This window comes from Streptomyces sp. NPDC021749 (assembly GCF_040640655.1).
In the GTDB taxonomy this organism is placed as follows: Bacteria; Actinomycetota; Actinomycetes; order Streptomycetales; family Streptomycetaceae; genus Streptomyces.
This window is the reverse complement of record NZ_JBFACE010000002.1, coordinates 304,600-318,535: the sequence shown is the minus strand read 5'-3', so window position 1 is coordinate 318,535 and position 13,936 is coordinate 304,600. Positions and strand designations below refer to the sequence as shown.

The following is a 13,936-nucleotide window of genomic DNA, read 5'->3' as shown; positions in this document are numbered from 1 at the left end:
GACGGGGTCTTGGTCATCAGCCGGATGATGCCCTTGTTGTAGCCGGCGGTGGTGACCTGCACCCGGTGGGCGTCGAGCTGGTGGAAGAGGTAGTCGACGAGCAGGACGACGGCCTCCGCGCCGTAGCCGCGGCGCCAGAGTTCGGGCGAGCCGATCGCGCCGCCGACGGTGTAGCCGCCGATCCGGCCGGAGCGCTGGTAGCTGACGGTGCCGATGCGGGTGCCGTCCTTGGTGCGGATCACCAGGTGGTGGACCCGGCCGGAGCGGTTGGCCTGCTCGACATCGGCGGCGCCCAGCAGCTCCCAGTCACCGCTGAGCACGGCCGCCGGCGAGCCGGGCCGCAGCCAGGAGGCGATCGCCGCCCAGTCGTCGTCGCCGGGCCATTCCAAGGTCACCAGTCGTCCCTGCATGGTGCGTCTCCTCCTTCAGTGGTCTCGTGGGTCGGCGGGTGGGGTCGTACCGGGTGTGGTCGTATCGGGGTGCGGCGCCCGGGGCGCGTACGGGGTCATGTGCCGTAGCGCTTCAGGACGAGGACGGCGTTGTGGCCGCCGAAGCCGAACGAGTTGCTCAGCACCACGTCGCCGTCCCAGTCGCGGGCGCCCTTGACGACCAGGTCGAGGTCATCGTCCTCGGGGTGGTCGCAGTTGCGGATCGGTGGGATCCGGCGGTCCCGCAGTGAGAGCACCGCGGCGGCGGCCTCGGCGGCCCCGGACGCGCCGAGCATGTGCCCGGTCATGCTCTTGACCGCGGTGACCGGGGTGCGGCGCAGCTGGTCGGGGCCGAGCACCTCGCGCAGGGCGGCCGCCTCGATGCGGTCGTTGAGGACGGTGCCGGTGCCGTGAGCGCTGACCTGGTCGACGTCGTCGGGGCTCAGGCCCGCGTCGGCGAGCGCACCGCGCATCGCCCGGACCGCGCCGGCGCCGGTCGGGTCGGGGGCGGTGGCGTGGTGGGCGTCGGTGGTGGCGGCGTAACCGGCGACCTCGGCGAGGATCGTGGCACCGCGGCGTTCCGCGTGGCCGGCCTCCTCCAGGGTCAGGACGGTGGCGCCGACCGCCATCACGAAGCCGTCGCGGTCCCGGTCGAAGGGCCGGCTGGCGCCTTCGGGGTCGTCGTTGCGGCGGGAGAGCGCCCGGGCGTTGGCGGTGCCGGCCAGGTCGGCGGCGGTGAGCGCATCGTCCGCGCCGCCGGCCAGGACCACGTCGGCCCGGCCGTGGCGGATCAGTTCGGCGGCCTCGCCGAGGGCCACCGCACCGGTCGCGCAGGCCGCGGAGACCGCGCAACTGGGGCCGCTGATGCCGTACTTGATGGACAGCAGACCGGCCGGGTGGTCGATGGCGGTGAGCACCGAGTGGTACGGGGAGACCCGCCGCGCGCCCTGGTTCTTGAGCACGTCGTACTGCTGCTGGATGGCGTGGGCGGCGCCGTAGCCGGAGCCGATCACCGCGGCGAAGCGGTACGGGTCGACGTCGGCCCTGGGTTCGAGGCCGGCGGCGCGCATCGCCTGGCCGGCGGCGACCACCGCGTACTGCGTGAAGAGGTCGGTGCGCCGGACCTCCTGCGGGGTGAGGAAGCCGGAGCCGGCCGGGTCGAAACCGGTGAGGTCCCCGCCGATCCGGACCGGGAGGCCGGAGGTGTCGAAGCGGGTGAGCGCGGTGACGCCGCTGCGGCCGGCGAGGAGGGCGGCCCAGAAGTCTTCGGTGGTGTTTCCCACGGGGGACACCACGCCGCAGCCGGTGACGACGACGCGCCGCCGATCCGTGCGTAACTCCATGAAACGCCTCCTGATTTTCTGCCCCGTTGTCACGCTCGGGGCGTCCTCATGACCAGAAACATGACAGCTGAGTCATTGGCTTGTCAACAGGTTGCCGAGGAGTCGGTACGTCGAGGTCCCGTGCGGCCGCATGTCATCAGGCCTCGCACCAGCGGAAACGCTCTCAGGACGATGACTGGAGGAGTCAGGAAAATTGACTACGGGGGCGGTTTCAGGGGAACAGGAGGGGCCGAGCGGGGGACGGAAGGGGGGCCGAGCGAGGGGGCGGAAGGGGGTCGAGCGAGGGGCCGGGAGGCGGCCGAGAGGGGGCCGGGAGAGGGCCGGGAGGGGGCTGGGTCCCTGCGAGCGGGCTCCGGGGGCGCACGCCCCTCACGGCCTCCTGGTAGGGCCCGGCGTACATAGAAAGTGACAGACCGCGGGGCGGAAAGTGCCTACCTGCGGACGATCCGGAGGCCCTGCCGCGACGGGACGCTGGTGACTACCACCGCCCCGCGCCGGCCGGCCGGGGCGCCATCACCGGGACCATCACCGGGCGAGGAGACAAGGGAACCGATGAAGGGTATTGCGGTAGGCATTGTTCTGGCGGTCGTCGGGCTGGCCCTGTGGCTGACCACAAAGGAAGTCGAGACACCGATCATCTCGCTGAGCAAGGCGGGTCTCATCCTGGCGATCGTGGGCGGCGCGGAGGCACTGTTCGCGCTCCTCGGATTGGGAAAGAAAGCTAATAAATGAATGCGCCAATTACCCGCAATAACGACATAAGGGCATAACACCCCACGGCCCATAGCGCCGCCGCGGCGTCTTTCCGTCCCGGCGGTCGCCGGCCCACTTTTGCGAACGGTCGCGCCGCAAATCCGTTTCATCGGCCAGGTATATGCGGACCGCGGCCTTGATTTTGTGCTCAACCATCATGGTGCCGGCGGCCGTTTCGGCGCCGGTGCGGCCGTCCGCCGGCCTTTCCGCCGCGGCGCTTTGCACCGCCGGCCGCGCAGGAGAGATTGCCGGGTTTGCTTTTGCCGGTTTGCTTTCGCGGCCGCCGGGCGCCCGCGACCCGCGCGCCTCCGCACCCGTCGGGCGCCTTCGGCAGGCTCGCTCACGCGCCCGTCACGAGCGGGTTCCGAGCCGCCGCGGAACCGCTTCCCAGCCGCTTCCCAGCCGCCTTGCAAGCTGGTGCCCAGCTGCTGCACAGCACTTCTAAGGTGCTGCTTCCGAGCCGCTGCTTCCGAGCCGCTGCAGAGCGCTTCAGCGCTGCTGCTTCAGAGCTGCCCCTGCGGCTGTCGGGCCGGGCCTTCGGCGAGCCGTACGAGCCGGTCCCGGGCCCGCTCGGCGTGCCGGTACGCCTGGGCCCGCCGGAACAGGTCGGCGGACTGCCGGTAGAGCCGGGCCGCCCGCTCCCGGTCCCCCACCCGCTCGCACGCCGCCGCGATCTCCAGGAGCGCGGCGGCCTTCTCATGGCTGCGGCCCGTCTCGGGCAGCGCGGCCAGCTCCTCGCCCAGCGCGGCCAGCCGGTCCCGGTCGCCGGCCGCCTCCGCGCAGACCGCGTCGGCCGTGGTGAGCCAGAGCGGGAATTCCGGCTCCTGCGCCACCGAGGCGACCACCAGCCCGCGCTCGACGATGCTGCGCGCCGCCGCCGACTCACCGCGGTACAGCAACAGCAGCGCGTACTGGCCGTTGACCTTCTCCCACAGGGGGAACCCGGCGGCCGGCGTGACCCGGCGCGCGCACTCGCCCAGCAGCTCGGCGGCCCGCTCCCCTTCGCCCTGGTCGCGCAGTGCGAGCGCCCGGTGCAGGTCGATGTTCGCGCGCGGCCCGGGGAGGACGCCGTCGGCCGGCGGGCGGGGCTGCTCGGGCTCGGGGACCCAGTCCGGGCACCCGCTCCAGTAGGCGCAGCGGGTGAGCACATCGAGGACGAGCAGCAGGTGGAAGCCGGTGCCGGGGCCGGTGGCCGGGCCGCCGCCGGGGCCCTGACCGGTCCGGCGGTCGGTGCATTCGAGGTAGCCGGTGTGGGCGTAGCGCAGCCCGTCCTGCACCCGGCCGGCGGATTCCAGCAGGTCGGCGAGGGCGATCAGGGCGCGCAGCCGGGCCTCGGCGTACGGCGCGGGGGCGAGCACGTCCAGCATCCGCAGCAGGACGTCCGCGCCCTCGTCGGCGCGGCCCAGCGAGCCCAGTATTTCGGCAATGGCGAGCTGCGCCTCGGTAAATACGTCGTCCTGCCGGCCGGCCGGCTCCATCGAGGCCAGTGCGCGGAATTCTGAGAGCGCTCCCTCGGCGTCGCCGCCCTCCCATTGCCGGCGGGCCGCGACCAATCGTCCGACCAGGTCCAGCCGGCGCGCCAGGCCCGGGCTTTCGGCCGGCTGGGGGCTGCTGGAGATTTCGTCCACGCCCACGCCGAGGCGGGCCGCGAGGATCTTGAGCGCCCGGCCACTGGGAATGCGCTTCCCGCGCTCGACCAGCGAGATGTAGCTGGACGACATTTCGGACCCGGCAAGGTCGTGCTGTGTCATTCCCGCGCTGACCCGAAGCTCTTTGATTCGCCGCCCGGTGTCCGCCAGCTCAGGCATTCGACAAACCCTCCGGATTTCGAACGGTGGATGACTCCGGCCGGTCGGATCAAATCGCCGAGTCACAATGAGTGCTGGGCACTTTACCAAGTAGTCAAGAAGAAGTCGACCGATATTCGGATTCCTTCACCGGTCTTCACCGGGGGTCACCGAGATCATTTCCCGCGTGACTACCGGACCGGAAAAACCGGCCGCCGAGTACACCAAAGCCCGGCGTAGTCCCCCGGACCGTTAAGCACCACCGGCAAGCCGGCCCGCACCCGCCCGCCTCCCCCGGCGGAGCCCGTACCCTGCCCGCCTCCCCGGCGGAGCCCGTACCCCGCCCGCCTCCCCCGGCGGAGCCCGTACGCTGCGTACGCCGAACTGCGTGGCCGGGGCCGCGGGTCAACCTTTCGATGTAGTACCCCGCGCCGATGCCCGCGCCCGGCGCGACGTGGTGCGATGAGCACGCAGACGCCCCACCACCGCCGGACCCGCGGAGGCACCACCCATGACCCAGCCCCATCGTCCCGACCTGACCAAGGACGCGGCGCCCGCGTCCCCCGCCGCCTCCGCAGCCGCGCGCTCGGTGCTGGCGTCGGACGCCGAGCGGGAGGCCATGGTCGAGCGGCTCAGGGAAGCCACCGCGGAAGGCCGGTTAACCCTCGAAGAGCTCGCCGAGCGCTCCGAGGCGGCGTATCTCGCGCGGACGCGCGAGGAGTTGGCGTCCGTGGGCGAGGACCTCCCCCATGTCACGGCCCCCGCCACCGCCGGCTCCGGCCAGCGTTCCTTCCGCGCCCTCTTCGGTGACCTCGTCCACCACGGCCCCGCGCTGGACCACGGCATCGAGGCCACCGCGGTCCTCGGTGACATCACCCTCGACCTGTGCTCCTCCCCCGCACCGCCGACCGGTGAACTCACCATCGCGGCCAAGGCGATCGTCGGTGATGTGCATCTGCTGCTCCCCGAGGGCGTCCGGGTGGAGATGAACTGCAGCAACGTCTTCGGCGACCTGCGCGACCTGACCCGGGCGCACTCCGGTCCCGAGTCCGTCACCCCGCTCATCCGCGTGACCGGCTCCGCCGTCTTCGGCGACATCATCGTCGCGCACCCCAGCAGCGACCGCCGCTCGTACTGGCAGAGGTGGCTGGACGAACGCCGCGGCCGGGCCTGACGGGAGGACCAGCCGTGACGACCCTTCAGGCCCCGCCCGCCCCCGAGGCGCCCGCTCCGCTCCTCGACGAGGGCCGGATCGGGCTGCGCGCGACCGCCCGGCACACCGGCGCGCTGGTCCGCCGCAACCTCCTCCGGATCCGGCAGAACCCGGAGTCGATGATCGACGCGCTGCTGATGCCGGTCGTGCTGACGCTGCTGTTCGTCTTCGTCTTCGGCGGCGTGATCGGCCGCGGCGGCAGCCGCGCCCAGTACACCGCCTTCCTGGTGCCGGGCCTGATGGTCATCCTCGGCATGACCATCGCCATGGCCGTCGGCACCGGAGTCAACGACGACTTCCGTACCGGCGTGATGGACCGCTTCCGCACGATGCCGATCGCCCGCTCCTCGATACTCCTCGCCAAGGTCGTCGTCGAGACGGGCCGGATGCTGGTCGCCATCACGGTCCTGCTCATCGTCGCCGCCCTGCTCGGCTTCGACTTCTCCGGCCGCTGGCCCGGTATAGCCGCGGCCGTCGGCCTGACCACCCTCTTCGGCACGTCGCTGATCTGGATATTCATGCTCCTCGGCCTGACCCTGCGCACCGCGCAGGCCATCCAGGGGCTCTCCGTCGTCGTGCTGACCCCGCTGCAGTTCGCCTCCTCGATCTTCGTCTCGCCCACGACGATGCCGGACTGGCTGGCCGCCTTCACCCGCCTCAACCCCCTGACCCATATGGCCGACGCGGCCCGCGGCCTCGCCCTGGGCGAGGGGCCGGTGGCCGGCCCGGTGCTCTGGACGGTGGTGTGGTCGGTGGGCCTGACCGCGCTCACCGCCCCGCTGGCCGTCGCCAAGTTCCGCCGCAAGACCACGAGCTGACACCGATCCGTACGGAACGGAGCGCATCCCCCGGCACGCCTCGGCGTGGCTCCCCGTACGAAGAAGACGTGGACCGGCCCTTCCCCGGCTACCCCCGGGCCGGGGAAGGGGCCGGTCCACGCGCATCCTGCAGGCCGTGGGGCCGTAGCCGCCCGGGCGCCCCGAGCAGCCGCCCCGCCCCGGGCAGCCGCCCCCGTACGCACGCGGGGGCCGCGCCGCCCCTGGCAGCACGGCCCCCGGAAGGCCGGGTTCCGGCCGGTGGCTAGACGTCCTCCTCCGCCCGCTCCGGGAAGTCGCCCGCGGCGCCCGTCATCCCCGGCGGGGTGTCCGCCAGCGCCACCGCCACCTCGACGACGGACGTGGTGCCGGCGGCGACCTCGCGCCAGGCGGCGGCCAGTGCGTCGGCCAGCCGGTCGGGGTCCGTCACCCGGCGGTGCCCCAGGCCGTAGGCGCTGGTCAGGCCGTCGGTGCCGGTGGGCCGGGGGCGGGTGAAGGCGAAGCGGGAGTCCGGGCCGCAGACCCGGTCGAGGTTGGACTGCAGCCATCCGTAGCCGCCGTTGTCCAGCACGACGTAGAGGACGGCCGCGCCGGTGTCCGCGACCGTCGGCAGCTCGGCGCGGAAGAGGTGGAAGGCGCCGTCGCCCACCACCGCGACCACGGGCCGCCCGGCCGGCTCGGCCAGCCGTACGCCCACCGCGGCCGCCGCGCCGAAGCCCAGCGGCGTCTGCTCGCTGGGGACGACGGAGCCGCCGCCGGTGCCGAGCGCGTAGTGCGGGAAGTAGTACGACCACATGTCCTGCAGGCCGTTCTCCTGGACCAGGACCCGGTCGGCGGGGACGGCCCGCTCCAGCTCGGCCAGCACCCGGGCGACCGGAACGGTGCCCTCCGGCGCCCGCTTCCCGGCCTCCTCAGCCCGGTCCGCGGCGCGCTGCGCCAGCGCGGCCCGTACGGAACGGACCCGCCCGGCCCAGGCCCCGTCCGGCCGGTGCCCGTCGAGCAGACCGGCCCAGCCGTCCACGGTGGCCGCCACGTCCGCCAGGACGTACGCCCCCGGCCGGTCCAGGACCAGGCTCTCCTCGCCCAACACCACCTGTACGACGGGGAGTTGGTCGGCCCCCTCCGGCCAGCCGAAGGTGGCCGTCTCCTCCAGGCGGCTGCCCAGCGCGACGACCAGGTCCGCCTCGCGCCACAGGGCGTCCGCGGGCGCGACGGTGTAGAGGCCGCTGACCCCGCAGTGCAGCGGGTGGTCCTCGGCGACGGTGCCGCGGCCGGAGGCGGTGGTGAAGATCCCGGCGCCCAGCCGCTCGGCGAACCGCTCGATCCCGCGGTCCTCGTTACGGTGCCGGGCACCCCCGCCGACCAGCAGCAACGGCCGTTCCGCAGCGGTGATCCGGGCGGCGGTCGCGGCCAGCGCGGCGGGATCGGGGGCCGGCCGCTGGGGCACGGCCGGCCGCCAGGCACCGGTACGGGGGACGGGTGCGCCGGCGATCTGCTCGGCGAGTTCGATGTAGACCGGGCCGGGCGTGCCGTTGACGGCGAGCGCGGCGGCCTTCTCCAGGGCGCCCGGCAGCCGCTCGGCGTGGTCGACGCGGACCGCCCACTTCACGTACGGGCGGACCGCGGCCAGCTGGTCCAGCTCCTGGAAGGCGCCGGTGCCGACCCGGTCCAGCCGGGTGCCGTCGGCGATCAGGAGCAGCGGTACGGCGGCGGAGCGCGCCTCCAGCAGGCCGGTGAGCGCGTTGGTCACCGCCGGGCCCTTGCCGATCACGCAGACCCCGGGGCGGCCGGCGGCGAGCGCGTAACCGGCCGCCATGAAGACGGCGTTGCGCTGGTCGCGGCAGAGCACCACCTGGACGTCGGAGTCTTCCAATGCGCCGAGCGGGGCCATGTCATCGCCGGGCAGCCCGAAGACCGCGGTGGTGCCCAGGTGGTGGAGGTGGTCGGCGATCGCCGCCCAGGCGGACGGGTGGGCCGCGGTGTCCTGGCTCATCGGCCGCCTCCCGGGCGGTACTCGGTGACGGCCTTGGAGATCAGTACGGGCTCGGCGCGCACGTCCCGGCCGTCGGAGATGTAGTTGGCCATCCGGCCGTAGCCGCCGAAGGGGGCGTTGCCGTCGTCGATGGACAGCAAGGTGGTGTCCAGGGTGACGGTGGTGCGCCGGCGGAGCGCCTCGACGAGCGCGGGGGCGTGGCCGTAGACGCTGGAGCCGAGGGCGCGTTCGGTGAAGTGGCCGGTGGTGAGGGTCGCGGCGAGCGCGTCCTCGTCGCGGTACGGGGCGACGTTGAAGATCGGGGCGAAGAACTCCGGCACGCTGGTGCGCGGGGTGACCTCCTCGCCGACGACGACGGTGGGGTCGAGGCGGCGGGCCCGGAAGTCGACGTGCCCGCCGTGCACGATGCCGCCGCGGTTGCGGGCCAGGAATTGTGCGCCGTCCTCCAGCGCGCTCTCGTAGAAGATCGGCCCGAAGTCGGCGTCCGGGTCGGTGTACGGGCCGTAGCGCAGCCCCTTCAACTCGCTGACCAGGGCGTCCACGAACGGGTCGAGCAGCGACTGGTGGACGCTGAAGAGGTCCGGGCCCAGGCAGTCCTGGCCGGTGTTGAGGACGCGGATGGCGAGGGCGTCCCGGGCGGCCTTCTCGACGTCGGCGCCGGGGGCGACCACGAACGGGTTGACGCCGGAGCCGAGGAAGAGGAACAGCTGCCCGGGGGTGAGCCGGGCGCGGATCTGCTCGGCGTTGGCGTAGGCACCGGTGAAGACGACGACGTCGGCCGGGCCGACGTGGTCCTGGAGGAACTCGCGCTGGCTGGCGGTGGTGAGGGTGATGGGCAGGCGGTGCTGCTCGGCGAGCAGGGCGTGCAGCCGGCACATCTGGTCCTTGACGCGGCTGGAGGGGCGGAAGACCAGCCGTTCGGTGTAGAGGGCGGGGACCAGGAGGTAGAGGGCGTAGGAGTAGAGGATGACGTTCGACGGCATGAAGGCGGCCAGCCGGGGGACGCGGCCGGGCCGGTGGGTGGCCACCTCGTCCAGGGCCCCGTCGAGGGTGGCGACGGTGGACTCGATCTCGTAGCGCGCGGCGCGGTGGGTGGAGATCTCGCACAGCAGCGCGTGCACGGTGTCGGCGTTGTCCACCAGAAAGTCCCGGACCCGGTGCACGGCCGCCGCGCGTCGTCCGTCGATACGGTCCTCCGGCTCGGCGGCCACGGTCGGCCATGCGGGAGCGGAGCTCATATGTCCCTCCTCGGGGCGTAGTCCATGGAGGGTCAGCGTCAGCCAATTGTCATTTATTGTCAAGTAAAGTCATTGCATGCGACTGGCCGTTGTGACAAGCGGCCCCCACCGCACCCCCTCCGCAACCCCCGCCGCGGGCCCGCCGATCCCTGCCCCACGGGCCCGAACACGCCTCCGAACTGTCGCAACACCGGTCGCACCGGCAAGAGGAATAGCGACCTCCGTAAGTGACAAAAAATGACTCCCCGGCGGAGCGAAGGTCGTCCACAGGCGCCCCCGAGCCGGTCTCCGATGAGTAGACTCCCCGTCATCACGTTCCACCGGTCCGGAGCTGTCCGTACCCCGTCACTGTCCGTCCGCCCAACTCAACTGCGAGCGATTCCTTGGTGATTGAGCAGCCTGCTTTCGGGAAGCGAGTGCGGGAGGTCCGCCGCGCGCAGGGCCTGTCCCAGGGGGACCTCGCCGGGGACGACCTCTCGCCCAGCTACGTCTCGCTGGTCGAGAACGGCCGCCGGATCCCGAGCGCCAAGATCGCCCGCTCGATCGCCGAACGGCTCGGCACGACCGTCGAGGCCCTGAGCGCCACCGAGGAGCCCGGCGCCCGGCTGACCCAGCGCCTGGGCCTGGTCGGCCAGTTGGTGGCGGCCCGCGCCAGCCAGCTGGCCGGCGACTGGGTGGCGGCGCGGCGCCAGCTGGAGGCCGTGGTGGAGCAGGCCGGCGGCGCCGACCAGGACGAGGTGCGCTGGGAGGCGCACTGGGAGCTGGCCACCGTCCTGGGCCGGCTGGACGACCCGGACCGCCATGAGGCCGCGCTGCGCCGGCTGCTCGACGACCCGCTCACCCGCACCGCGCCGGTGCTGCACGCCCGGGTCGCCATCGAACTCTCCCAGCTGCTGCGCACCGAGGGCCGCCTCCCCGACGCCGTCCGCTTCGCCGAGGAAGCCGTACGGGTCACCGCCGAACTGGAGCCCGGCCGCCCGGAGCGGGCCCAGGCCCGGATGGCGCTGCTGTCCGCGTCCGTCGACAGCGGCGAGTGGAACCGCGCCGAGCAGCTCGGCACGGAGCTGCGCGCCGAGGCCGCACCGCTGCCGGCCGGCGAACTGCGGGCCGGCGCCCTGTGGGCGGTGGCCGGTGCGCAGTACCTGGCCGGGCACCCGGACGAGGCCCTGGAACTCCTCGCCGAGGCCGAGGACCTGCTCGCCACCACCGACGGCGTACGGCTCCGCCTCCGGCTGGCCCGCGCCCGTACGCTGCTGACGCTCGCGGCGGGCCCGGAGGACGAGGCGGACGCCCAGCTGGCCCGCGCCCGCCAGGCCACCGCGCTGGTCGGCACCCCCTCGGCCCGGAACTGGCTGGCGGTCCTGGAGACCGCCGCCGCACTGCGCCGCAACGACGGACCGGCGGCCGCCGAACAGGCCGCCCGGATCGACCTCACGGCCCGTGACCTGTCGCCGCTCGACCGCGCCCGCTGTCTGCTCCACCTGGCCCGCGCCCACCGCGCGGACGGCCACGAGGAGGCCGCCGAGGCCGACTTCAAACTGGCCGCCGAAGGCTACGAACAGGCCGGCGCCTTCCGCCTGGCCCTGGAGACCTGGCGCGAACTCACCTCCACCACCCGCCGCCCGGAAAGCACGGACCCCCACGCGGTCCTCATGCCGTAGGCCTGCGCCGCATCCCGCACGTACCTGGCCGTCCCGCCGCGGGGGCTTGTTCGGCGTTGCGCGCTTTGGGGCGCCGCGTACGTAGCTGGCTCTACCGCCGCGGGTGTTGTCCACCGTTGCACGCTGTGCGGCGCCGCAGACGGCTACGTGGGAGGCACCCCTCAGAGGCGCCAGGTGCGGAGGCCGGAGGCGGGGGCGGGCGTGGCCGCGGAGGCGACGGTGCGGGGGCCGGTGGGGAGATCGCGGACGTAGGCGATGCCGCCGGGGTGGGCCGGGGACGCCGGGATGACGACCTTGCCGTCGCGGGCCTCGCTCAGCGCGTCGATCTCGTCGGCGAGGGCCAGCCCGCCCCGGCCGGTCAGCCGCAGGGCCGCCTCCTTACGGGTCCACAGCTGGGCCAGCCGGTGCGCCCGCCGGTCCTCCGGGGCCTCCTGGACGTAACGGCGCTCCAACGGGGTGAAGGGCAGCAGCAGTTCGCCGACCGGGCCGCGCGGCACGGTGTGGACGGAGAGCGCCACCGGGAGGTCCCTGGTCACGGCGAGGAACTGGCGGCCCGGGTCGGCGGCGATGCCGAGGTAGAGACGCGCGCCCGGAGGCCAGCCGGCCCCGGCCGGGGGTGCGGCGGAGACCGGGCGGCCGAACCCGTCATGGATCACCGGAATATCCCGCGGAGAACACTGGAGTAACCGGCCGAGAAATTCCGCCAAACCGCGGGTCTGGCGAATGTCTGCGCCGTCGGGCCAGAATATGTGCAATGCGCCGTCGGCTAATTCATCGATGCGATCCGGGTGCCAAAACCCGTCGTCACCAGGCAGGTTGGACGTGTCGCCGGGGTCGGCATGACTGAGCGAATGACCGCTCGGATGCGCGTCACAGAAAGGCTCGTCCCCCCGCATAGATCCCCTCGCACCATGTCTCCTTTCTGCGGATCGATGACATCCGAGAAAGCAGTGCACTGAGTCGATTTGATTTACCGTCCGGAGATCCTCAAGGTAACCCTGGTCTATGCCTGCGTCAACAAGCGACGACCGAAAATCAACTCTGGTTTACTCACCGGCATTACCAAATTTCGCCAAGTTGCGGCCGAGGTTGCCATGCCGACGCTCTCCGCCCTGCTCCGCCCAGCCGGCCCGGGACGCCTCGCGCAGGGCCTGGACCTGGAGCGGAGCGGCAACTTCCTTGTCAACGCGTGCAGTTGTGCGAACTGACCGATATTCAAATTCACCGCCGTGCCGCGCGACAGCGGTGGGCTCCTGCCGGACGGGGCCGTACGCCGGCAGGAGCACGCACCGGCCGAGGGGACCGCGTGGCGCACACGCGTTCCGGGCGGGCCTCAGGACGTCAGCTGCTTCTCGACCCGGAGCACAATGTCCAAAACTCTACGCATGTCCTTCATTTCCTCTTCGGGCAGCGCGATCCCGAAGCGCTCCTCGGCGACCACGATCACCTCGGCCATGGCCAGGGAGTCCACGTCCAACTCCTCGACCAGGGACTTCTCTTCGGTTACCTCGGCCGGCACGACGCCGGCCACCTCGTGCAGGATCTCGGCGAGCTCAGCCACGATCTCTTCTCTGGTCGGAACGGTCATGACGAACACCTCTCTGTCGGGCACGGACGGGAACACGGACCTACGGCCGGACGGGCGGCCGGATCTACGGCCGGAGTGCGGCCGGATGGATGGCCGGGCGTACGGCAGGGCGTACGGCCGGATGCGTGGCGCGGCGCTGCCGCCCAGGCGGACTGGCCCTGCGGGGTGGACGCCGACGCGCTTACGTGACATGCGAGTCACTGTTTTGACTATGCTTGACTATTCTAGTCAACTGGAGGTCGGATAGGTTGTCAATGACGACCTATCAAGACCAAGGCCGGACAATGGCGTTGAGTTTTGTCCGGTGACTCCTGAGTCGAGGACGAGTCAGACGGAGGCACCGCATGAGCGGTCTGCTCGACGGAAAACAGCTGGTGATCACCGGCGTGATCACCGAAAGCTCGATCGCCTACACGGTGGCCCGGCTCGCCCAGGAAGAGGGCGCCAAGATCGTCCTCACCGCGTACGGGCGGCCGAGTCTGGTGGCCCGGCTCGCCCGGCGGCTGCCGGAAGAACCCCCTGTCGTGGAGCTGGACGTCACCGACGAAGCGCAGCTCAGCACGCTCGCCGAGCGGGTCGGCGAGCACCTCGACGGCCTCGACGGCGTGCTGCACTCGGTCGCGAACGCCCCCGCCTCCTGCCTGGACGGCGGTTTCCTGTCCGCCCCGTGGCGCGATGTGTCCGCCGCGCTGCACACCTCCACGTACTCCCTGGTGGCGCTCACCATGGCCTGCCGGCCACTACTGCGACCGGGCGCCTCCGTCGTCGGCGTGGACTTCGACGCCTCGCGGGCCTGGCCCGGTTACGACTGGATGGGCGTCGCCAAGGCCGGACTCGAAGCCTGTTCCCGCTATCTGGCGCGGGACCTCGGCGGGCAGGGCATCCGGGCCAACCTCGTCGCGGCCGGCCCGCTGCGCACCCTGGCCGCACGGGGCATCGGCGGCGACGGCCCGTCCTTCGAGAAGAGCTGGTCGACGCGGGCCCCCCTGGGCTGGGACCCGCAGGACGCGGAGCCGGTGGCACGTACCTGCGTGGCCCTGCTCTCGGACTGGCTGCCCGCCACCACCGGCGAGATCGTCCACGCGGACGGCGGCCACCACATGATCGGCGCCTGACG

12 protein-coding genes and 1 pseudogene are annotated in these 13,936 nt (G+C 72.5%); 6 read left to right on the top strand and 7 right to left on the bottom strand.

The window, feature by feature from the left end; translation table 11 throughout:
• Positions 1-20 precede the first annotated feature (20 nt).
• Positions 21-410, bottom strand: a pseudogene (locus AB0G35_RS03265) (GNAT family N-acetyltransferase); the annotation flags it as partial.
• Positions 411-505: 95 nt separating this feature from the next.
• Positions 506-1,771: a beta-ketoacyl-ACP synthase II gene (locus AB0G35_RS03260; protein WP_360942833.1), complete on the bottom strand. Its 1,266-nt coding sequence runs from the start codon at positions 1,769-1,771 to the stop codon at positions 506-508.
• Between the two features lie 552 nt (positions 1,772-2,323).
• Between AB0G35_RS03260 and AB0G35_RS03255 the strand changes: the two genes are divergently transcribed.
• Positions 2,324-2,503, top strand: a complete 180-nt coding sequence (locus AB0G35_RS03255) for a DUF5708 family protein (protein ID WP_360942830.1) — start codon at positions 2,324-2,326, stop codon at positions 2,501-2,503.
• A gap of 524 nt (positions 2,504-3,027) precedes the next feature.
• Here the strand turns inward: AB0G35_RS03255 and AB0G35_RS03250 are convergent.
• Positions 3,028-4,332 (bottom strand): helix-turn-helix transcriptional regulator, encoded by a 1,305-nt coding sequence (locus tag AB0G35_RS03250; protein ID WP_360942827.1) that lies wholly within the window; start codon positions 4,330-4,332, stop codon positions 3,028-3,030.
• Between the two features lie 490 nt (positions 4,333-4,822).
• On the opposite strand from AB0G35_RS03250, the gene AB0G35_RS03245 reads away from it, so the two are divergent.
• Entirely contained in the window at positions 4,823-5,485 is a 663-nt protein-coding gene (locus AB0G35_RS03245) for a DUF1707 domain-containing protein (RefSeq protein WP_360942824.1), read from the top strand.
• A gap of 14 nt (positions 5,486-5,499) precedes the next feature.
• Entirely contained in the window at positions 5,500-6,342 is an 843-nt protein-coding gene (locus tag AB0G35_RS03240) for an ABC transporter permease (RefSeq protein WP_360942821.1), read from the top strand.
• Positions 6,343-6,604: 262 nt separating this feature from the next.
• On the opposite strand, the gene AB0G35_RS03235 is transcribed toward AB0G35_RS03240, so the two are convergent.
• Together AB0G35_RS03235 and AB0G35_RS03230 are read right to left on the bottom strand one after the other, a co-directional pair.
• Positions 6,605-8,332, bottom strand: a complete 1,728-nt coding sequence (locus AB0G35_RS03235) for a thiamine pyrophosphate-binding protein (protein WP_360942818.1) — start codon at positions 8,330-8,332, stop codon at positions 6,605-6,607.
• The gene (locus AB0G35_RS03230; protein ID WP_360942815.1) at positions 8,329-9,570 is read right to left on the bottom strand and encodes an aldehyde dehydrogenase family protein; all 1,242 of its coding nucleotides are present in this window, start codon (positions 9,568-9,570) and stop codon (positions 8,329-8,331) included. The genes AB0G35_RS03235 and AB0G35_RS03230 overlap by 4 nt, the downstream gene beginning before the upstream one ends.
• A gap of 386 nt (positions 9,571-9,956) precedes the next feature.
• On the opposite strand from AB0G35_RS03230, the gene AB0G35_RS03225 reads away from it, so the two are divergent.
• Complete coding sequence (locus AB0G35_RS03225; RefSeq protein WP_360942812.1) at positions 9,957-11,231, top strand: helix-turn-helix transcriptional regulator; 1,275 nt, start codon at positions 9,957-9,959, stop codon at positions 11,229-11,231.
• 161 nt (positions 11,232-11,392) lie between these two features.
• On the opposite strand, the gene AB0G35_RS03220 is transcribed toward AB0G35_RS03225, so the two are convergent.
• Positions 11,393-11,887, bottom strand: coding sequence for a 4'-phosphopantetheinyl transferase superfamily protein (locus tag AB0G35_RS03220; protein ID WP_360942809.1), 495 nt, complete (start codon positions 11,885-11,887; stop codon positions 11,393-11,395).
• 309 nt (positions 11,888-12,196) lie between these two features.
• Here AB0G35_RS03220 and AB0G35_RS03215 point away from each other — a divergent pair, with 309 nt between their 5' ends.
• Complete coding sequence (locus AB0G35_RS03215; protein WP_360942806.1) at positions 12,197-12,439, top strand: hypothetical protein; 243 nt, start codon at positions 12,197-12,199, stop codon at positions 12,437-12,439.
• 125 nt (positions 12,440-12,564) lie between these two features.
• On the opposite strand, the gene AB0G35_RS03210 is transcribed toward AB0G35_RS03215, so the two are convergent.
• Entirely contained in the window at positions 12,565-12,819 is a 255-nt protein-coding gene (locus tag AB0G35_RS03210) for an acyl carrier protein (RefSeq protein WP_360942803.1), read from the bottom strand.
• 344 nt (positions 12,820-13,163) lie between these two features.
• On the opposite strand from AB0G35_RS03210, the gene fabI reads away from it, so the two are divergent.
• On the top strand, positions 13,164-13,934 hold the full coding sequence (gene fabI / locus AB0G35_RS03205) for an enoyl-ACP reductase FabI (RefSeq protein ID WP_360942800.1): 771 nt from the start codon (positions 13,164-13,166) through the stop codon (positions 13,932-13,934).
• Positions 13,935-13,936: the final 2 nt, after the last annotated feature.